A 20,031-nucleotide genomic window follows, 5' to 3' on the forward strand; every position below is an offset into this window, starting at 1 on the left:
CATCTCATTTCAATTATAGTAAAAAGTGCTCTATACTATAAAATGTAGACAAACTATGCAATGTACTTTGTCCAACAAAATTCCGCACATACGAGAGGAGCTTATTACACTATGCGCTATGTTATCGTAACAGGAACTTCACAAGGTTTAGGTGAGGCAATTGCCGCACAATTGTTAGAAGAAAACACGAGTATCATCTCTATTTCTAGAAGAGAAAATAAAGAGCTTACGAAACTTGCACAGCAATATAACAGCAATTGTGTTTTCCACTCCTTAGATCTTCAAGATGTACATAATTTAGAAACGAACTTTAACGAAATCATTTCATCCATTCAAGAAGACACTGTATCATCTATTCATTTAATTAATAACGCTGGTACACTCGCACCAATGAGACCAATAGAAAAAGCTGAAAGCGAACTACTCATTACGAATGTTCAAATTAATTTACTTGCACCGATGATCCTTACCTCCACTTTCATGAAACATACGAAAGACTGGAAAGTAGATAAACGTGTTATAAACATTTCATCTGGTGCAGGGAAAAATCCTTATTTCGGATGGGGCGCTTATTGCACGACGAAAGCTGGTGTAAATATGTTTACACAGTGCGTAGCAACCGAAGAAGCAGAAAAAGAATATCCAGTAAAAATCGTCTCTTTTGCACCTGGTGTTGTTGACACAAGTATGCAAGCACAAATTCGTGAAACAAATAAAGAAGATTTCATAAATTTAGACCGCTTCATCGCACTAAAAGAAGAAGGAAAACTATTGTCACCTGAATACGTTGCGAAAGCAATTCGTAACTTACTAGAAACTGAGAATTTCCCGCAAGGTGAAGTCATTCGAATTGATGAATAACAAAAAGGCATGCTCTAATAGCGTGCCTTTTCATTTTATTTCTCTAAAAATATAAGTATAGACTCCGCAATTTGTTCATAACCAATTTCTTGATAAATTTTATTAGACGTAGGATTCGCTAGATCAGTATATAACGTAGTCGTCTTATACCCTTCATCTAACATACGTTGACTAAGTGCACCGACACAACTAGATGCATATCCTTTTTTCCGTTCTTCTTTCGGCGTATATACGAAATTAACTGTTATATTGTTTGTAGTCGGTCTCGTTTTTGCAGCTACAGATACAAGCTTCCCATCTACTTCTAAACCAAATAGACGACGGTTAGTAATTAATGTATGAGCGGTTTGGGTCGCTTCTTCTTTCGTAGTAGGCAAATTCACATCTTCGCAAAATTGATATATCCACTGTTCTATTAATGTTAGCTCATCACTACTTACTTCTCGAAATACTCCATCTCCGTTCCACTTTTTCTTCACTTGTTTTAATTCATATATACCTTGCTCCATTGCAACAGTAGTTTTCTTATTTTCTAACACTGCAATCTCTTCCGCTAATCTCTGTACAGTTTTCTTATTACCAATCAACCCAGGAACATTTGGATATACTTTCGTTAATTTTTTTGCAAGTTCCACGATGTCCTCTTCCGACATTTCAGACGTAGCAACAATGATTTGTTTCTTTTCTTCTGTTTGAAGAAATACAACTGCAATTTCTTCCTCTTGTTTTGCTACCCCCATAAATATCGGTTGTTGGACCATTTGTAATACACCTAATATGAGATTATTTTCCTGCTCATTCTTTTCTAAAAATGGCGTAATCTCTTTTTTAAAAGTAAGAATCTCTTCATATACATGTAATTGAATCATCGACAATCTCTTCTCTCTATTTATAGTTTCATTAAGTATTGGCGATTAATTCATTAAATCCCTCTTTTACGATTCAATACTATGCGAAGTTAACATATTCAAATCAGTTTCAGCTTGTAAAATTCTCTGTTTTTCTTTTTCAAATACCTCTTCTTCTTTTTGAAATGACTCTTTTCGATTTTTAATCATACGCTCCATTTCCTTTTTACTCGGTCCACCATATACATTTCTTTTTTGAATAAATGCTTCTGGCGATACAATTTCTTCCCACTCTTTTTCCAATAAATGTATTTTAAATTTTTCTTGTAAGTATATATTTACATCTTTTACATGTAATTCATGCAGCTCCTTTTGCTGCTCCAATGACATTTTCGCAATAACACTCGCTGCATGATGCGCATGCCGAAATGGAATGCTATAGTTTTTTGTTAAAACATCTGCGAAATCAGTTATCGTAATTGCATGTTTATAAGAACGACTCTTCAACGTTTCTTCTTCTACTTTCATCGTTCGAATAACTGCATTCATAATACAAAAAACACGAATGGTCTTTTCAATCCCTTTATATAAATACGGCTGCAGGTCATCTTCCGTATCGACAATATCACCAAATGGAGTATTATGAATCATTTGAAATACTGTAAATGCTTCTCCTAAAGCACTACTCGTAATCGCACGGGCGTGTTCAATGGAAACTGGATTTCGCTTTTGCGGCATAATGCTACTTATTTGTACATATGGCTTTGCGACAGTAATACCATCATATTCTTTCGTCGCTAATAGTAAGAAATCATGGATCCATCTACTCGTATTCGTCATAATTACCATAAGTAACGAGCTAACTTCTAATAAATAATCCGCTCCAGCAACAGCATCATATGAGTTCTCAATTACATTTGTAAACCCAAGTAAATTGGCAACTCGCTCTCGTTTAATTGGGAAACTTGTTGTAGAAAGAGCGGCAGCTCCCATTGGAGATTGGTTTAAAAGTTTGTACGTTCGTTTCATTCGTTCTAAATCTCTTTGCATCGTATCATAAATCGCTAACGTATAATGACCAAATGTTGTGGGCTGTGCTGGTTGTGTATGTGTATAAGCTGGCATAATCGTTTCCTTATGATCATCGGCAAGTTGTAATATACTTTCTTGCAATAATAAATGATGTTCCATTAATCGTAATACATATCGTCTTAAACTCATGCGATACATCGTTACACCCATATCATTTCTACTTCTACCAATGTGCATATTACTTACAAAATCGCATTTCGCTTCTTGAGAAATTAAATGTTCCACTAAAAAAAAGAGATCTTCATGCCGCTCTGTATAGAGCAATTGCTCTTCTGGAATTCCCTCTACCTTTTTTAATGCGTGTAGTATAACTTTAGCTTCTTCCTTTTTCATTAAATTTTCTTCAGTCAGCATCGTGATATGCGCTTTATGCACTTGAAACATATCTTTCAATAAGTAATTTCGCTGAAAATGAAATACATGTTGTAATACGCAATCTACATATGTTTTTCCAGGGAAATCAGCGCCTTCACTCTTTATAAACTCTTCTTTACTTTGTTTCATCACCTTTTCCCCTCTCACCTAAGTATTACTACCCATCATACCCAGAGATAGGAAAAAAGTGCTTGTACATAAAGTGAAACTTTAATCATTGGGGGTTTTCTTCATCCCCCAATGATTATTAGTTGAACCAATCGGACTTTTAGGGGCAGCCCGACCCCCACCTAACTTCTTTGCTTTCGCTGAATTTTGAGGTGGGGGATCAACTGCCCATTAAAGCGGGATAAAAATAAACTCGGTGCTCTCTGCACCGAGTTTACTTAATAAAAGTCGCATCATACTTATCACTTTGCAGCACTTGGAAATGTAAGTTCGCTAAATGTTTCCGTATTTCTGCACTGTCGTCCTCATTTAAATTATTTGCTAAAAACACTATTTCTGTACAATTCCCGCGTTTATCCATCGCATAAACTGCTTTTGTAACTGTCCATGGCGTATAACCATTTTTTTGCCCTGCATGTCTAAATGTTTTACGATATTTCTTAGCACTCATATCTGTTTCAACGATATTCGCCCACACTTTTTCTTCGGCCTCTGTTAGGCCACCTTTATGATTTGCCTTTTGAAGCAGTACCATATAATCGTTTGCAGAAGCTGCTGGTAATCGATCTGACCAAATTTTATCGTAACGTTCCTCTAAATAAAGAGGAATTTCCTTCTGTAATAATGGTCCCTTCTTCTTTAAGCGTTCATGTATAATCATCGCATATTCACGATATTGCTCTTGAGACATTTCTTTTAACTTTTTCTCTATTTTATATTTCGGAACATGTAGTTCTTTATGCAAATACCCAGGGATGTATAAAGATGAAACAATCGGAAATAGCGGCTGATGTGCTGGAAGCGATAAACTTTGTAAATTACGATTAATATTATCTAATCCTAACACTTCCATCAAATATTCAGCATTCGCATTCGAACTAAACTTAACCATTCCTTTTGCCACTTCTTCTAAAGAAACTGCTCCTTCTGTTATCTTGTCTGTCTTTTGCAAATACCTTTGCCATCTATCTTGTGCACCGCCATCTGTATTCGGCACATAATAACGATTTATATCATTAATGGAAACGAAACTAGACGGGTCAATTTTCCCTTCCGTAACTTGTTTCGTATATTCAAGCGCCACAATTAACTTCATCGTACTAGCAACTGGCAATACAACATTTGGATTTACAGAATAAACAACTTTATCATTTCTCTTCACGAGAAGCGCACTATTTTTTTCATCTTTATGTTCTTCAATAAAGGATGCGATATACTGTGCATCATCATTATTTGAACTCCACACTTTTTTCACTAAAAAATTACCCGATATTAGCAAAACGAAAATACCCACAATCACTGCGCATACTATAGTTTTTTTCAAGTAAAATTCCTCTCCTATTGTATAACTCTTCTCTATCTATCTCTTTCAAACAAAATAATGGAGATGATTATTTTAGTAATCATCTCCATTATTTTAACTTGTATTCTCCTATTATGTCTACGTCATAATTTTCACGAAGTCTTCGAGAAATTTTTTATAATGTAATGACCAACCAATTCGCACCCAATTCTTTAAGGATTTTGCATCAGGTTGTGGACGAAAATCAGCAATACTTTCTCCTTTTGCAATCCCCACTGTATCTACATCGACACGACGGTACACATAATCCAAAATAGACGGATTCGCCGCAACCATCATTGTGACAACGTCATGCACTGGACTTCCTTTTATTTTCGGATTTAGCTTTCTATAAGCTTTATAATAATACGTAAAAATCGGTTCAATTAATTTATTAAAATTCGTTTTAGAATGTTTCGTAATATATTTCACCATCTCTGGCGTAATAATTGCTTCAGATGTAACGTTAAGTGGCACTAATGTCACATTCTTGGCGTTTTGCATAACTAATTGTGACGCAATCGGATCACCATGAAAATTCGCCTCTGCAACTGGTGTAACATTTCCAGGCATTAAGAAAGAACCACCCATTATATAATATTCTTTCACATACTTCATCATCGGCTTTTGCAAAATAAACGCTGTCGCAAGTGTCGTTGACCTGCCAGCATCGACAATGATTAATTCTCCTTTATATTTTTCAAGAATATCAAAAAACTCACAAAAAGGCTTTATATTCGGAGAAAGATTTTTCGGAGGACGAATTGGTCCTAAACCTTCTGCCCCGTGAATTTCCGGATAGTATGTTGTAATATCTCCAGATAAAGGAATCTTCGCACCATTAATAACCGGTATATCTTCCCTTCCTGCTAATTGTAATAAATATGCTGCATTACTCGTCGCCTTTTCTTGCGTTACATTTCCATATCCCGTTACTACGCCGACAATATCAATATCAGGATGCAACAATCCATACATAATTGCTAAAGAGTCATCAATTCCTGGGTCTCCCAAAAATAATACTTTTTTCATCGACCTCAACTCCATCCCCTCAATTGTTATTAATTTATGAATAACCTTACATATACAGAATAAAAAAGAATAAATTCACACAAAAAAACGTAGTCCTCTATAAGGACTACGTTCTTCCTCTAACCTATACTGTTTTTCTTCACAGCACTCATACTTCCAATGATATAAGCTATAAACGCAAAACAAATTGGGAAGACAACTGTATGTATACCGAACGGATTTGGATAGAAAAGATGAATACACATATATGAGCCTACCCCAACTAAAATAGAGGCAAGCGCTCCTGTTGCATTTCCTTTTCTCCAATATAACCCTAATACGATTGGCCAAATGAATGCTGCTTCTAACCCACCGAAAGAAAATAAATTTAACCATATTAAAAAATCTGGTGGTTTAATTGCTGCTGCATAAACGAGCAGCCCTACGATACCAGTAATCCACAAACTTCCTTTTCTAATCGTACTGTCTGCTGCATCTTTATTTATGTAATTTACGTATATGTCTTTAATAATTGATGAACTTACAAGTAACAATAACGAGTTTACTGTAGACATAATTGCTGCCATTGGCGCAGCTAAGAAAACTCCAGCTAGCCAAGGTGGCAACACTTCCATCGCGAGTAGCGGCATGACTTTATCCGGTACCGTTATATCCGGAAGTACGACTCGCGCAAATACACCTGTTAAATGCATACCAATCATAATTGTACCTACAACAACCGTTCCAATTATTAACGCTTGGTGCATAGCTTTTGAATTTTTATAAGACATGGCACGCACGCTAATTTGCGGTAACCCAACAACACCAATTCCAATTAAAATCCAAAATGATGTCACATATGATTTCGTTAAACTACCATCCGCTCCGAATGGTGTAATTAAATTTGGATTGATTTGAATAAGCTCCTGCATAATCTTTTCAATTCCACCACCAGCAATGACAGTAGCAATTAAAATGATTGTCGTTCCAACTAACATAATGATTCCTAATAACGTATCTGATAAAGCAACTGCACGAAATCCACCAATTAATACGTACACAAGTACAGAAAAAGTAAATAAAAATAGTGCTGTTGTATAAGATAGACCCGTTAGTGATTCAATTAATCGGCCACCACCGACCCATTGAGCTACTGTTGCTGAAAATAAGAAGATAATAATACATAACGCAGAAAGTATAACAACTGCTTTATTATTGTATCTTCCCTTTAAATAATCGATAAGAGTAATGGCTTCCATCTTCCTAGCGATAATTGCAAACTTTTTACCGATAACCGTTAAAACGATATACCCTGTTACAACTTGAATCGCAGATAATAATACCCATCCGAGGCCCATATTGTACGCAATACCTGGACCACCAATAAAGCTACTAGCACTACCGTACGTAGCAATCATTGTCATCGCTAATAATAAACCGCCAAGTTCACGCCCACCAAGAAAATATTCTTGTAAAAATTTATTATTAGCAGTCGCTTGTACGCGTCTTGAAGCATATACACCAATTAAAAATACAACGATAAACGAAATTATCATTGGAATGATTACATACCAATTCATCTATTATTCCTCACTTTTTTCTTCCTCATCGAGTGAAATATCTTGAAATACAAAACGAACAACTAAACTAAGTAAAATAACCATAACGATAAATCCAACGATACAGCTATAAAAAAACCATGCTGGAAAACCGAATACATATGTATATTCACTTGGATTTTTACTACCAAGCCCATAAGCAAATCCGTACCATATTATAAAATTGATAATAGCAAGTCCAAGACCAATTAACGCTTCTCTATGGGCAATTCGAAAGCGTGGATCATCATGATAATTCTTCATTTTCTCCCTCCTCTCACGATGTATTATTGTACCATTGTTCTTCTAGTTTTTCCTACTAGAAAGCAAAAACAAGCAGGATTTTTTATAATCATATAGAAGTTTCTCTTACATTACATATTTTTTACAATTGTAACACAAATGAAATTTGAATTTTCAGTATTTGTTAATTATGATTAAAATTAGAGGCTTTCCATCTAGTTCCCACATCCTTGATTTCGGAATAAACGCCGTCTCGTACTGCGTTTACATTATATTTTCAAGGGGGTTATACAATGAGTCAACTAGCTGTAAATCTTCATGAAAAGGTAGAAAAGTTTCTTCAAGGTACAAAAAAGTTATATGTGAATGGATCTTTCATTGAAAGCGCTTCCGGAAAAACATTTAAAACACCTAACCCAGCAACCGGCGAAACACTTGCCGTCGTTTCTGAGGCTGGTCGAGAAGATATTCATAAAGCTGTCGTTGCAGCTCGCATGGCTTTCGACGAAGGTCCTTGGTCTCGCATGAGCACTGCTGAGCGAAGCCGTCTTATGTACAAGTTAGCTGATTTAATGGAAGAACATAAAGAAGAGCTTGCACAGCTCGAAACATTAGATAACGGAAAGCCAATCCGTGAAACAATGGCAGCAGACATACCACTTGCAATTGAACATATGCGCTATTATGCTGGCTGGGCTACGAAAATCGTTGGTCAAACAATTCCTGTTTCTGGTAATTACTTTAACTATACACGCCATGAGGCTGTTGGTGTCGTCGGTCAAATTATTCCTTGGAACTTCCCACTTCTTATGGCAATGTGGAAAATGGGAGCAGCGCTTGCTACAGGATGTACAATCGTTTTAAAACCTGCAGAGCAAACTCCACTATCCGCTCTATACTTAGCTGAATTAATTGAAGAAGCTGGATTCCCGAAAGGTGTTATTAATATCGTTCCTGGATTCGGTGAATCAGCTGGACAAGCTCTCGTTAATCATCCACTCGTTGATAAAATTGCATTTACTGGTTCTACTCCAGTCGGTAAACAAATTATGCGACAAGCATCTGAATCATTAAAACGCGTTACACTTGAGTTAGGCGGTAAATCACCAAATATCATCTTGCCAGATGCTGATTTATCTCGCGCGATTCCTGGTGCACTTTCTGGTGTTATGTTTAACCAAGGACAAGTATGCTCTGCTGGATCACGCTTATTTGTTCCGAAGAAAATGTATGATAATGTCATGGCTGATCTCGTCCTCTATTCTAAAAAACTAAATCAAGGTGTCGGTCTTAACCCTGAAACAACAATCGGTCCTCTCGTTTCCGAAGAACAACAAAAACGTGTAATGGGCTACATTGAAAAAGGGATTGAAGAAGGCGCTGAAGTACTTTGCGGAGGAGGCAATCCATTCGATCAAGGCTACTTCGTTTCTCCTACAGTATTCGCTGACGTAAATGACGAAATGACGATCGCAAAAGAAGAAATTTTCGGTCCAGTTATTTCTGCAATACCTTTTAACGATATTGATGAAGTAATTGAACGTGCAAATAAATCACAATTCGGCTTAGCGGCTGGTGTGTGGACAGAAAACGTTAAAACAGCACATTATGTTGCAAGTAAAGTACGTGCTGGTACAGTATGGGTAAACTGTTATAACGTCTTTGATGCAGCATCTCCATTCGGAGGATTTAAACAATCTGGTCTTGGTCGTGAAATGGGATCTTACGCATTAAATAACTATACAGAAGTGAAGAGTGTTTGGCTCAACTTAAATTAACGAAAAAAGAACCTGACCTATCCGGTCAGGTTCTTTTCATTATGTATTCATTTAAACTTGCAATCCCCCGCTCACATTTAATACTTCTCCTGTAATATAGGATGCGTACTCTGATGCTAAAAAGGCCGCTGCGTTCGCAATATCTTCTGGCGTTCCAATTCTACCAACCGGAATCGCGCCAACCATCTTTTCTTTCACTTTATCTGGTATCGTTTTTGTCATATCTGTATCCATAAATCCTGGGCAAATCGCGTTACACGTAATGCCGAAACTTCCAACTTCTTTCGCTGCCGTTTTCGTTAAACCTACAACGCCTGCCTTCGTAGCCGCATAATTCGCTTGACCTATGTTTCCTTCTCTACTAATTGAAGATATATTAATAATGCGTCCATACCCTTGTTGTCTCATGTAAAGAAGTGCTGGCTGCATACAATAAAAAACTCCTGTTAAATTTACTTGCAGTACTTGTTCCCATTCCGGTTTCTCCATTTTATGTAACATAGCATCTCGCGTAATTCCTGCATTATTTACTAAAATGTGCAGTGTACCAAATGTTTGGACAGCGTATTCAATTAAGGACTTCGCATCATTTTGATTACTCACATCACAACGATACTGCTTCACTTCATATCCTTCATCTGATAACTCACGTGTCGTTTTTTGTAGCTTCTCTTCATTTACATCGCTAATTAATACTTTAGCCCCTAGTTTTGCATAAACCCTTGCAATCTCTTTTCCAATTCCCTGTGCAGCTCCTGTTACTACAGCTGTTTTCCCATTTAAAAACTCCATCCCTATCCCCCATTTCTATTACTTATACTGTATATTTCGGCTCTTTGCTTCCCAATTCCTCTTTGTATAAAAAAGTCTATTTGTGTCAAACTAACTTTGCAACGTCGCATAAAACACAAGGAGATTGTGTCGAATGAACAAAAAAAATTTCAAGCAAAACAAAGCTGCTGATGGCATTGATGTTGAGTTCTCTCGTGAACTCGCTGATCACAATGACTTAGAAGCGAACGCACGTGCAAATGCCGCTGATGCACGTCAAAAACGCCAGTCAATAGAAAAATAAGGAACGCACAACCTTATTCTTTTCAACAGGGACCTACTACCCAATAAAATAAACCGAGAGATATCCTCTCGGTTTATTTTCTATATTTTTTTATATAATGTGCCAAAGTAAGTAGCGGATATATATATGCATAGCTATGATAACGAATATAAAACCCACCTGGTAAACCTGTTCCGGTAGGATAGTGTTCATTATCATCAGGATTCGCAAGCAAATATGAAATACCTTTTCGAATAGCTGGCGTTTCTTCATCATGGTAAGAAATGAGAGCATCTAACGCCCATGCTGTTTGGGATGGTGTACTAAATGGTAAAGTAACGAACCTTTTTTCCACGCTACTGTGGCACGATTCCCCCCACCCACCATCTTCATGCTGTATATGTTCCAGCCATAAAGCTGCTCTTTTCATTGATGGATTGCTAGATGGAATTCCGAGTGACCGTAAACCAGTCATAACAGCCCACGTACCATATATATAACAAATCCCCCATTTCCCATACCATGATCCATTTTCCTCTTGCACATTCATTAACCAATTTATCGCACTTTGTTTTTGTTTCTCAGGCAATTCATTTTGCGCGTATGTCCCGAAAAGCTCTAACACTCTTCCTGTAATATCTGGTGTGGACGGATCTGTAATCATATCGCTTGCATTTTCGATTGGTAAATTTGCAAATAAATTGCTCGTCACACCTTTTTCAAACGCTCCCCAGCCACCATCATTATTTTGTAATCCTTTAACCCAATTGACCCCTTTCTTCCAAGCATTATCTACATTTTCGTTCCCTCTACTTCTTGCCAACGCTCTTAGCACAGCTGTTGTATCATCGACATCTGGAATTGTCGTATTCACATCCGAAAAACCCCAACCGCCTGGAGTCAGCGTCGGAGCATGTACGCTCCAATCAGCTTTTTTTGTATGCTGTTTTTTTAATACATACGCTGCTGCATATTGAATCATCTTATTATCTTTCGAAGCGTGGGCCTCTTGTAACGTATAGCTGAGTAAAGCCGTATCCCATACAGTTGAAGGAGAATTTTGCAAATGATTCCCTCTTTCCATCTTCCATATATAAGATGTTATCCCTGCTATAGCTTTTTGAATCATTGATGATTGAAGAGAATGTCCTAACGCGAGTAAAGCATAAATCATATAAAATGAGGCAGTTGCGTAACTATATAACGTTCCATTTTCATCGATACGCTCTTTCATAAAACGTTCGACTTCCTCATATCCTTTATGGTGTAAAGAAAGTGGATACGATATGATTTGTTTTACATCACTTAATAACGTTTGAAACAACGGAGACCGCTCCTCCCGAAACCATTTCCCGCCCCCGCCTGCGATATGATTTAAATTTGGCAGTAACTTTTTTCCTACTCGAAATCTTTTATTTAAACACACCATCATCGGAATTAAATGGATACGTGCTGAGCTACTCAATTCAAATATACTGAGGGGTGAATCATTTTGCAGAAACATAATCGGTGTTGGCAAATGAAAGAGCGAAGGGTATTCATATTCTCCATGAATTGCTAATAAAAACTTCGTCATAAAATGAGCACGCGCCACGCCTCCACGTTCCTTAATAAACATTTCGGCTCGCCTCATATTCGCATCTTCTTTTGTATATTTTTTTGAAGCTAGTAAGGCAGCATAAGATTGAATTGTAGCAGATAAATTGCCACCCACTTCATCTTCATACAATTTCCATGTTCCTTCATTTGTTTGAAGTGATGCTAATCTTTTTACAAACGGTTCTATCTCTTTATCTCTACCTAATAATTTTAATAAAAAAATCATATGGCAATCTGTTAATGGTGCTCCTTCAAAGCAAAACTGCCACGTACCATCTTGCCGTTGCATCGTTTGAAGTGCAGTTGTTCTTCTCGCTATTTCTTCATGCACTTTTTCATATAATAACAAGTTACTCACCCACCCTTTCGAAATCCGTATAACGATATTCAAAAAGGTAGCTAAATATGTATGAAAACAAAGAAAAACAGAACATATAAAATGTTCTGCTCATAAGCAATATCCCACTCCGACAATAATCCCTACTAAAGCACCGACTACTACTTCATACGGTGTATGCCCGACAAGTTCATTTAACTTCTTATATTCTGTTTGTCTACCGTGAAAGAACTCATTCAATATTTTCGCTTGTTTACTAACTGCAAGTCTTACTCCTGAAGCATCATACATAACAATTATTGCAAAGATAGCAGCAATAGCAAATAAGGTACTTTCCACACCTTCTACAACGCCAACACCTGTCGCAAGTGCTGTAACAGTTGAAGCATGAGAACTCGGCATCCCACCTGAAGCGAAAAACTTTGCAAAATCAAATTCACCCGTTTTGAATAATTTAAAGACTACTTTCGTTAATTGTGCTAGAAACCATGAAATTACAGCGGCCATAAGCGGATCATTATGTAAAATTGTTTCCACGTTCTCAGCTCCCTACTGACTATAATGGAAATCTATATAGTATCAGTATAAAGAAAAATGCGTAGAAAATACTACGCATTATGATACTTTTGCTGATTTATTTTTTATAAATTTCGGTTGTTTCTGCACTAAAAACTTTGTTTTCGCTATTGAAAACACAAATAATGCAACCCATATACAGAAAAATGCCATCATATGAGTAGATGTGAAATGTTCACCAAATACGAATACACCTAAAATTAAACTAATCGTTGGTGCAATATATTGTAAAAATCCTACCATATAAAGCGGAATAAGTTGTGCTCCTTTTGCAAAATAAAAAAGTGGTAAAGCTGTAACAATGCCCGCTCCTATTAATAGTAACGTCGATGACATGGAAATAGATCCAAATGAACCGAATCCATGCGCTCCTGTCATAACGAGATAGATAATCGCAAACGGCGTCACTAACATCGTTTCCATCGTAAGACCAATTGTCGCATCATAGTTTAACAATTTTTTTGTTAATCCATATAATCCAAATGAAAAGGCAAGTGATAAAGAAACCCACGGAATAGATCCGAAACGGACTGTTAAAATGATAACCCCTATTCCAGCTAAACCAACTGCAACATATTGCCAAAAGTTTAACTTTTCCTTTAAAACGACTGTACCAAGTAAAATACTAATAAGCGGATTAATATAATATCCAAGACTTGCTTCAATGACATGATTATGATTAACGGCCCATATGTAGACAAACCAGTTTCCGCTAATCAAGACTGAAGCTATTGTTAATGACATTAATAATTTAGGTCGTTTAAAAAGATTCACGAACTCCCCAATAAACTGACGAAACCTCTTCGTGACACCTAACACAAGTAACATAAAAACGAACGCCCAAACGATGCGGTGTGCTAATATTTCATCTGCTGGAACTTCCTCAACCCATTTCCAATAGATTGGTAGGATTCCCCACATAGTATAAGCACCAGCCGCATATATAATTCCTTTTTTTTGCTGTGCTGATTGACTCCCCATCTTCCCTTTTCTCCTCTTCTCATTTTTCTCCATTATACGGTCCCGCATGCTCACTTTACCAATAATCAATCTGCAATTCTTTCGACATTTCTCATACAGCAAAAAGTAAACATACTGTTATAACGACAAGTAACGGTATACCGAAAACAAATTTCTTTTTATGTGTTTTATGGTGAAACATATACATACCAATCCAAGCACCAACTGCGCCTCCAGCTACCGCTGATAAAAACAACGTACTTTCTGGCGTTCTCCACTGTTTCTTCTTCGCTTTTCGTTTATCAAGCCCCATAAGGCTAAAAGCTATAACGTTAATAATAATAAAATAAATCCATTTCATCGCTTTCTCTCCCTATGAAAAATTCGCTTAATGGTAACATGAAAAAACGTTGGAAACAACTGAAGAACACTTTTTATTAATTGGTTACCTTTATATTTAAATAACCAACTAAAATCGCAGTTACAGCAATTAAATAGAAAGGTATTATGAGCAGAATCTTATACTGCATTCCCTTCATCCACTACCATATCATCGAAAAAACTTCTCTCAATCTCTTTTTCATCAAAATGAAGAACTACAATTAGTCCTACATATAAAGAAACGAAATTTAGAAACCATTCCCCATTATCATCTTTCTTAGCTAAACATTTAAATATCTCTTGAAATTGCATACGTTCATCTGCAGCAACAACCGGGCGCACACCAAAATATTTCAATACGAAATGTAGGTTCAGCTGTACGGATAATGATAAAATATATTTTAATATCTCCGTATACTCCGCACTATCTTTTTGACTATACAACTTCACAAGCTTTTGATGTAAAGTAGAAATCGATAATTCTTCGTTAGTCACTTTAGTTGCTTCTATCGTTTCAATCATCTTTTTCATATTCATTACATTCACCCCTTCTGCAAAAAACAAAAGCCAAAGCGTATTTATTTTATAATCAGCAATAATTGAGTATTTCTCATCTCTCGTTCTTCTTCACTAACCAAATCATACTTTTTTAAAAGATGAAAGATATCATTTAATATTTCCTGTGAATGATTCCCTCGCAAAAATAACTTTAACTCTTTAAAAATCACTTCCGGTAAAAAACTCTTTTGACTTTCAAGTTTACTCATTACATCTTCCATAGAATGATCGATATTACACGCCATACTAAACTTCCCCCTCTATCCTCTATAAATAATATCCTCCGCTAACGATGTAAACACTTCTCCTACAAGAGACTCTTCATCATATACAGATGAACCGTTATTTTCTTCTCGTCTTGCAAAAGGTATTTGTGCAATCACTTCTGTTTGCAATTGTTCTGCAAGCATTTCGCCGCCTCCTTTTCCGAAGAGATAATTTTTCGATCCATCTTGTTCTTCATAATAAGCCATATTTTCTACAATTCCTAAAATCTCGTGTTTCGTATGTTTTGCCATAACACCTACTCTAGATGCTACGAATGAAGCTACGTTGTGTGGTGTTGTAACGATAATTTCTTGCGCCTGCGGGATCATTGCTGCAACATCAATAGCTACATCTCCTGTGCCAGGTGGTAAATCAAGAAGTAAATAATCTAATTCTCCCCAGTGCGTATTCGCAAGGAAATTTTGAATCCATTTATTTAACATCGGTCCGCGCCACATAACCGGGTTATTTCCTTCTGCAAAAAATCCCATCGACATAATTTTAACACCGTGACTTACAACCGGAATTGCCGTTTGATCAATCATCGTCGGTTTTTGATTCGTTTCCATCATAGCTGGAATGCTAAAACCATATATATCTGCATCTAATATCCCCACTTTTTTTCCCATACGAGCTAAAGCAGTTGCAAGGTTAATTGTCACTGTTGATTTTCCAACTCCACCTTTACCGCTCGTTACAGTAATAAATCGTACCCCTGAATCAAGGCGAAGCATGCTCGGCATTCCAGTTTCTGTTCTACTATTTTTCTTTAGCTTCTCTGTTAGCGCAGCTCGTTCTTCTTGTGTCATAGAACCAAATGTCAAATCTACTTTAGATGCACCAATTGCCTGAAGAGACTCTTCCACATCTTGTTGAATTTTTGCCTTTAATGGACAACCTTGAATCGTTAGCACTACTTCAAGTTTAACCTCTGTTCCATTCATTTGTATATTTCTAACCATATTTAATTCTACAATACTTTTGTGTAACTCCGGATCCTCTACATGTTTTAATGCGTTCATTATTTGTTCTTGAGTAATCATAGAACTCATCCCTTCTCGTATTCGAATTTATATACAACATCTTCTTGGCGAAAAAGCTTATTATCCCCCACTAACGGGCGGGATTAATGCGACTATATCTCCAGCTTTTATCATCTCTTCATCCGTTACAAATTCTTCATTAACAGCCACCATCACTCTATCAAGCGATTGTAAGCAATAGCTTGCTTTGAGCCATTCTTTTAATTGCTGCACTGTCATTTCTTGTTTTTCTGAAATTATTAATTGATCCGATCCGATTTCCTCACGCAAATTTGCGAACAATAAAATTGTAATCATCTTCTCATTCTTCCTTCTTCGGTTTTCCTTCTGGATATGCCGTATTTTCAAGTTGATCTCCAATCCACATCATCCCATCTTCCCAAAATTCTTTTTTCCAAATTGGGACGATTTGTTTTATACGTTCAATCGCGTATTCATTCGCTTCATACGCTACTTTACGATGCGGTGATGAAACTGCAATAACGACCGCAATATCCATGATTTCTAGCCGCCCTACACGGTGCTTAATTGCTACTTTTGCGTCCGGCCATTTTCCGTTAATTTCTTCACCAATTTTTGTAAGTTGTTTTACTGCCATCGGTTTATATGCTTCATACTCTAAATATAACGTTCGTTTTCCTTTTGTTAATTCTCTCACCGTACCAATAAATGTTGTAATTGCACCTGCTTCTCTTCTTGCGACTTTATTCGTTACTTCTTCAACTACAATCGGTATATCTACAATCTCAAATAGCGCTTGTCCCATTAGAAACACCTCTCACTTTATAAAATGCCCAAGGCCATTCACTACCTTCGTTATCTTCCAGCAAAAGAACATCTACGAACATATCTTTTTTATAACCTCTCGTACCACCTGGAAGTACAATAAATATATTTGTCTCTGCTAGAGAAGAAACCGAGCTAGATTTATCAAACCCTGACGGATAAGCGATTAATTGCCCTTCGTTATATGTCAGTTTTGCTCGCACAAATCTGGTAAATGGATTTGGTTTTAGAAAATCTTCTCCTAATAACGCTTTTTCTCTTTTTACATGTGCTTTTTCACTAAACATATACGTCCGAATACAAGGTCTTACAAATAATTCAAATCCTACGTAACAAGCAGATGGATTTCCTGATAAACCAAATAATAACTTGCCATTTAATTGTGCTACAGTCGTAACACTACCTGGCCGCATTGCAACTTTATTGAAAAGAACCGATGCACCTAATTTTTCGTAAATAGCTGGTAAATAATCGTAATCCCCTACTGATACACCACCTGTTGTAATGAGCATATCCACTTGGCTTAACGCTTCTTTTACAGCTGTGAAGCATGTATGAAACTCATCGCTAAACTTCCCAAAATATTTTACTCTTCCGCCCGCTCTTCGAATTTGAGACAATATCATATACGTATTACTATTTCGGATTTTCCCTGGCTGTAATGAATCATTTACATCCAGTAATTCACTACCAGTCGCTAACAATCCAATTACAGGCTTTCTTGCCACTGGTACCTCACTATATCGGAACGTAGCAAGAAGAGCTGAAATACCTGGATGAATATATGATCCTTTTTTTGCAAGAACCGTTCCTTTACGAGCATCCTCACCTTGAAAAGAAATATTGTCACCCGTTTTGAATGATCGCTTCACTTCCATATAATTGTTGCCAGCTTCCTCATATTGACGAGTCAGCTCTAACATAACAACCGCATCACACCCATTCGGAATTTGCGCTCCCGTCATAATTCGAACCGCTTGAAACGGCCCTACTTTCTCGTGAAATATTGATCCCGCACCAATTTCACCAATTACTTCAAACACAATTGGTGTTTCATAACTTGCTACATTCGTATCTTCTGCTCTAATAGCAAATCCGTCATACGGTGAACGATTGAATGAAGGTACGTCATGGTCAGCTATTAAATCCTCCGCTAATATACGTCCGTAAGCTAATTCAATAGGTAGTAACTCCTTTAATCCCTCATTAGCAAATCCCATTACTTTACGAACAGCTTCTTCAACCGTAATTGGCACTCTTCTTTCCATTATTGACAACCCTTTCTATTAACCGAATACGCGATAATATAATTGTTTCGCTTTCGAAATATCATTTGTACCATGAATGAAAACACGACCATCTCGAAAAATAACGACGCGGTAATCATCTAGTTGGCAAGATAGTAAATACGGATTCCGATCTACTTCCCCCAATTTTTTTAATACTTTTTCTATATCGTCAAAATCGTACTTCCTATTTTCTACCGGCCTAATTTGCACTGTATTTCTTCCGCATAAAACAGCCACCTTCGTTTGGTTTTCGTATGATAAATAAGGATAAGTTCGATTCAAACCGCACGAGGGACAATCTTCTGTTTTGCTTTTCCCTAGTTTTATAAAATGGTTTTGATTACTCCATATATCAAACATGAAAAATGTTTTTCTAATTGCTGAGAAATCTCCGACTAAAATTTTGAGTGCTTCCGCCACTTGATATGCTGCGACAACTTGAACAGTCGGGCTAATAATTCCAGCTGTATCACATGTCACACCTGTAACAGGAACGTTCTTCAGCACACAATGTAAACACGGTGTCTCTTGCGGAATAACCGTATAACTCATACCGTACGATCCAACGCAAGAACCATATATCCAAGGAATATTATGTTTTTGTGATAAATCATTGATTACAAATCGAATATCGAAATTATCTGTTGCATCAATTATTACATCTACATTTTTTAATAGGTCTTCCATATTTTCTGCAACTGCATCCATTACGAAAGCATGTAATTGTACTTCCGAATTAATTTGTTCTAGCCGATTTTTAGCAGCAATTGCTTTCGGCATTTTCTCTCTCGCATCTTGTTCAGAGTACAATTGTTGCCTTTGTAAATTACTCCATTCAACGTAGTCACGATCAATAATCGTCAACTTGCCAATACCTGCACGTACGAAACTTTCGGCACTTGCACTTCCTAATGCGCCTGCTCCTACAATTAACACATGTTTATTTCGAATTTTTTCTTGCCCTCTACTCCCAATCGGTTTGAACAACTGTTGTCGTGAATACCGCTCAGCCATTACATACCCTTCCTCTCAAGAACTCTATTTCATATTAGAATGTTGTTTTTGATAACAAGCAAAGTAAGCAAATCCAACAAATCCAGCTCCTCCAATTACATTTCCGATAAAGACAGGAACAAAATTTCTAGCAAGATCCATCCACGTCAGATGACCTGCAAAAATAACTGCCGAGATGACAAACATATTTGCTACCACTTGCTGAAATCCAATCACTACAAATGCCATAATCGGGATCCAAATTCCGATTATCTTTCCGACCAGATCACTCGTCCCATAAGCGAGCCAAAGCGCAAGACAAACGAGCCAATTACATCCAATCGCTAAAATTAAAGTTCTCCCAAATGATTCATGTAATTTCCCTTCCGCTATCGCTACCGTTTTATTTAAATAATCTCCCTCTGTTAATCCGCCAAGATGACCGAAACAATACGCAACAAAAATAGCTCCCACGAAATTCATGAAAGTAATCCAAACCCAATTATTTAGTACACTTACCAATGTAATTTTCTTTGCATATAGCGCCATAGAAAGTGACATCATATTTCCAGTAATTAATTCTCCTCCCGCTAATACGACGAGCATTAGTCCAACAGGAAAAACTGCTCCTCCTAATACATTGACTAAACTCCCCCAGCGCTCAGGTAAATTACCTAAAACACGAATGTTAAGCAAAAAACCGAGCGAAATAAACGCTCCTCCTAAAAAACCGAGAATAAGCATTGCTGGCAACGTCTGACTTACTTTTTGAACACCGGCCTCAATTACGAGTTCAGCAATTTGTTCCGGTTTATGAAATGCCATTACTAATTCCTCCATTTTCTCCAAATAAAAAAGCAGCTTCAAAAAAC

The 20,031-nt window shown here is 36.9% G+C and carries 22 protein-coding genes; 3 read left to right on the plus strand and 19 right to left on the minus strand.

Annotated elements, in window-relative coordinates:
- Window positions 1-111: 111 nt before the first annotated feature.
- Window positions 112-861: a (S)-benzoin forming benzil reductase gene (locus DT250_RS02070; protein WP_088064154.1), complete on the plus strand. Its 750-nt coding sequence runs from the start codon at window positions 112-114 to the stop codon at window positions 859-861.
- A 35-nt stretch (window positions 862-896) separates the two neighbouring features.
- On the opposite strand, the gene DT250_RS02075 is transcribed toward DT250_RS02070, so the two are convergent.
- The 6 genes from DT250_RS02075 to DT250_RS02100 all read right to left on the minus strand — a co-directional run bounded on the left by DT250_RS02075 (window position 897) and on the right by DT250_RS02100 (window position 7,559).
- Window positions 897-1,730, minus strand: coding sequence for a GNAT family N-acetyltransferase (locus DT250_RS02075; protein ID WP_149212416.1), 834 nt, complete (start codon window positions 1,728-1,730; stop codon window positions 897-899).
- Window positions 1,731-1,796: 66 nt separating this feature from the next.
- Window positions 1,797-3,305 carry an argininosuccinate lyase gene (argH, locus tag DT250_RS02080; RefSeq protein WP_149212417.1) on the minus strand — a complete coding sequence of 503 codons (1,509 nt, stop codon included), beginning with the start codon at window positions 3,303-3,305 and terminating at the stop codon, window positions 1,797-1,799.
- Window positions 3,306-3,558: 253 nt separating this feature from the next.
- Window positions 3,559-4,668, minus strand: a complete 1,110-nt coding sequence (locus tag DT250_RS02085; protein WP_087982182.1) for a serine hydrolase — start codon at window positions 4,666-4,668, stop codon at window positions 3,559-3,561.
- A gap of 117 nt (window positions 4,669-4,785) precedes the next feature.
- Complete coding sequence (locus DT250_RS02090; protein WP_149212418.1) at window positions 4,786-5,733, minus strand: nucleoside hydrolase; 948 nt, start codon at window positions 5,731-5,733, stop codon at window positions 4,786-4,788.
- 104 nt (window positions 5,734-5,837) lie between these two features.
- Complete coding sequence (panF, locus tag DT250_RS02095) at window positions 5,838-7,277, minus strand: sodium/pantothenate symporter (RefSeq protein WP_149212419.1); 1,440 nt, start codon at window positions 7,275-7,277, stop codon at window positions 5,838-5,840.
- Window positions 7,278-7,280: 3 nt separating this feature from the next.
- Window positions 7,281-7,559 (minus strand): YhdT family protein, encoded by a 279-nt coding sequence (locus tag DT250_RS02100; protein WP_000800722.1) that lies wholly within the window; start codon window positions 7,557-7,559, stop codon window positions 7,281-7,283.
- 272 nt (window positions 7,560-7,831) lie between these two features.
- Here DT250_RS02100 and dhaS point away from each other — a divergent pair, with 272 nt between their 5' ends.
- Window positions 7,832-9,316, plus strand: coding sequence for an aldehyde dehydrogenase DhaS (dhaS, locus tag DT250_RS02105; RefSeq protein ID WP_046954598.1), 1,485 nt, complete (start codon window positions 7,832-7,834; stop codon window positions 9,314-9,316).
- 51 nt (window positions 9,317-9,367) lie between these two features.
- On the opposite strand, the gene fabG is transcribed toward dhaS, so the two are convergent.
- On the minus strand, window positions 9,368-10,108 hold the full coding sequence (fabG, locus tag DT250_RS02110; RefSeq protein WP_000395032.1) for a 3-oxoacyl-ACP reductase FabG: 741 nt from the start codon (window positions 10,106-10,108) through the stop codon (window positions 9,368-9,370).
- 133 nt (window positions 10,109-10,241) lie between these two features.
- On the opposite strand from fabG, the gene DT250_RS02115 reads away from it, so the two are divergent.
- Entirely contained in the window at window positions 10,242-10,391 is a 150-nt protein-coding gene (locus DT250_RS02115; RefSeq protein WP_060487356.1) for a YfhD family protein, read from the plus strand.
- 73 nt (window positions 10,392-10,464) lie between these two features.
- Here the strand turns inward: DT250_RS02115 and DT250_RS02120 are convergent, their stop codons facing one another.
- The 12 genes from DT250_RS02120 to DT250_RS02175 form a co-directional block, all read right to left on the minus strand.
- Window positions 10,465-12,318, minus strand: a complete 1,854-nt coding sequence (locus tag DT250_RS02120; RefSeq protein ID WP_149212420.1) for a terpene cyclase/mutase family protein — start codon at window positions 12,316-12,318, stop codon at window positions 10,465-10,467.
- Between the two features lie 99 nt (window positions 12,319-12,417).
- Complete coding sequence (locus DT250_RS02125) at window positions 12,418-12,843, minus strand: divergent PAP2 family protein (protein ID WP_000447816.1); 426 nt, start codon at window positions 12,841-12,843, stop codon at window positions 12,418-12,420.
- A 78-nt stretch (window positions 12,844-12,921) separates the two neighbouring features.
- On the minus strand, window positions 12,922-13,863 hold the full coding sequence (gene rarD, locus DT250_RS02130) for an EamA family transporter RarD (protein WP_000535553.1): 942 nt from the start codon (window positions 13,861-13,863) through the stop codon (window positions 12,922-12,924).
- Between the two features lie 91 nt (window positions 13,864-13,954).
- Window positions 13,955-14,203 carry a DUF1294 domain-containing protein gene (locus DT250_RS02135; RefSeq protein WP_000871331.1) on the minus strand — a complete coding sequence of 83 codons (249 nt, stop codon included), beginning with the start codon at window positions 14,201-14,203 and terminating at the stop codon, window positions 13,955-13,957.
- Between the two features lie 158 nt (window positions 14,204-14,361).
- Complete coding sequence (locus DT250_RS02140) at window positions 14,362-14,760, minus strand: nucleoside triphosphate pyrophosphohydrolase family protein (RefSeq protein WP_149212421.1); 399 nt, start codon at window positions 14,758-14,760, stop codon at window positions 14,362-14,364.
- Between the two features lie 41 nt (window positions 14,761-14,801).
- Window positions 14,802-15,026, minus strand: coding sequence for a group-specific protein (locus DT250_RS02145; RefSeq protein WP_087982174.1), 225 nt, complete (start codon window positions 15,024-15,026; stop codon window positions 14,802-14,804).
- Window positions 15,027-15,041: 15 nt separating this feature from the next.
- Window positions 15,042-16,091: a P-loop NTPase gene (locus DT250_RS02150; RefSeq protein WP_087982172.1), complete on the minus strand. Its 1,050-nt coding sequence runs from the start codon at window positions 16,089-16,091 to the stop codon at window positions 15,042-15,044.
- A gap of 60 nt (window positions 16,092-16,151) precedes the next feature.
- A complete protein-coding gene (gene moaD, locus DT250_RS02155) occupies window positions 16,152-16,388 on the minus strand; it encodes a molybdopterin converting factor subunit 1 (protein WP_087982170.1) in 237 nt (78 codons plus the stop codon).
- A gap of 4 nt (window positions 16,389-16,392) precedes the next feature.
- Window positions 16,393-16,857, minus strand: a complete 465-nt coding sequence (gene moaE / locus DT250_RS02160) for a molybdopterin synthase catalytic subunit MoaE (protein ID WP_149212422.1) — start codon at window positions 16,855-16,857, stop codon at window positions 16,393-16,395.
- A complete protein-coding gene (gene moeA / locus DT250_RS02165; protein WP_097907358.1) occupies window positions 16,838-18,145 on the minus strand; it encodes a molybdopterin molybdotransferase MoeA in 1,308 nt (435 codons plus the stop codon). Before moeA ends, moaE begins: the two co-directional genes overlap by 20 nt.
- A gap of 18 nt (window positions 18,146-18,163) precedes the next feature.
- The gene (locus tag DT250_RS02170) at window positions 18,164-19,180 is read right to left on the minus strand and encodes a molybdopterin-synthase adenylyltransferase MoeB (protein WP_149212423.1); all 1,017 of its coding nucleotides are present in this window, start codon (window positions 19,178-19,180) and stop codon (window positions 18,164-18,166) included.
- Window positions 19,181-19,204: 24 nt separating this feature from the next.
- A complete protein-coding gene (locus DT250_RS02175) occupies window positions 19,205-19,984 on the minus strand; it encodes a formate channel (protein WP_033662741.1) in 780 nt (259 codons plus the stop codon).
- Window positions 19,985-20,031: the final 47 nt, after the last annotated feature.

Origin of the sequence: Bacillus sp. AR2-1 (genome assembly GCF_008368755.1) — a bacterium.
Classification (GTDB): domain Bacteria; phylum Bacillota; class Bacilli; order Bacillales; family Bacillaceae_G; genus Bacillus_A; species Bacillus_A wiedmannii.

Coding starts and splice junctions, on each gene's coding strand:
- DT250_RS02070 (WP_088064154.1), top strand. CDS start 112: ATGCGCTATGTTATCGTAACAGGAACTTCACAAGGTTTAGGTGAGGCA.
- DT250_RS02075 (WP_149212416.1), bottom strand. CDS start 1,730: ATGATTCAATTACATGTATATGAAGAGATTCTTACTTTTAAAAAAGAG.
- argH (WP_149212417.1), bottom strand. CDS start 3,305: ATGAAACAAAGTAAAGAAGAGTTTATAAAGAGTGAAGGCGCTGATTTC.
- DT250_RS02090 (WP_149212418.1), bottom strand. CDS start 5,733: ATGGAGTTGAGGTCGATGAAAAAAGTATTATTTTTGGGAGACCCAGGA.
- panF (WP_149212419.1), bottom strand. CDS start 7,277: ATGAATTGGTATGTAATCATTCCAATGATAATTTCGTTTATCGTTGTA.
- DT250_RS02100 (WP_000800722.1), bottom strand. CDS start 7,559: ATGAAGAATTATCATGATGATCCACGCTTTCGAATTGCCCATAGAGAA.
- dhaS (WP_046954598.1), top strand. CDS start 7,832: ATGAGTCAACTAGCTGTAAATCTTCATGAAAAGGTAGAAAAGTTTCTT.
- fabG (WP_000395032.1), bottom strand. CDS start 10,108: ATGGAGTTTTTAAATGGGAAAACAGCTGTAGTAACAGGAGCTGCACAG.
- DT250_RS02115 (WP_060487356.1), top strand. CDS start 10,242: ATGAACAAAAAAAATTTCAAGCAAAACAAAGCTGCTGATGGCATTGAT.
- rarD (WP_000535553.1), bottom strand. CDS start 13,863: ATGGGGAGTCAATCAGCACAGCAAAAAAAAGGAATTATATATGCGGCT.
- DT250_RS02135 (WP_000871331.1), bottom strand. CDS start 14,203: ATGAAATGGATTTATTTTATTATTATTAACGTTATAGCTTTTAGCCTT.
- DT250_RS02140 (WP_149212421.1), bottom strand. CDS start 14,760: ATGAATATGAAAAAGATGATTGAAACGATAGAAGCAACTAAAGTGACT.
- DT250_RS02145 (WP_087982174.1), bottom strand. CDS start 15,026: ATGGCGTGTAATATCGATCATTCTATGGAAGATGTAATGAGTAAACTT.
- DT250_RS02150 (WP_087982172.1), bottom strand. CDS start 16,091: ATGATTACTCAAGAACAAATAATGAACGCATTAAAACATGTAGAGGAT.
- moaD (WP_087982170.1), bottom strand. CDS start 16,388: ATGATTACAATTTTATTGTTCGCAAATTTGCGTGAGGAAATCGGATCG.
- moaE (WP_149212422.1), bottom strand. CDS start 16,857: ATGGGACAAGCGCTATTTGAGATTGTAGATATACCGATTGTAGTTGAA.
- moeA (WP_097907358.1), bottom strand. CDS start 18,145: ATGGAAAGAAGAGTGCCAATTACGGTTGAAGAAGCTGTTCGTAAAGTA.
- DT250_RS02170 (WP_149212423.1), bottom strand. CDS start 19,180: ATGGCTGAGCGGTATTCACGACAACAGTTGTTCAAACCGATTGGGAGT.
- DT250_RS02175 (WP_033662741.1), bottom strand. CDS start 19,984: ATGGCATTTCATAAACCGGAACAAATTGCTGAACTCGTAATTGAGGCC.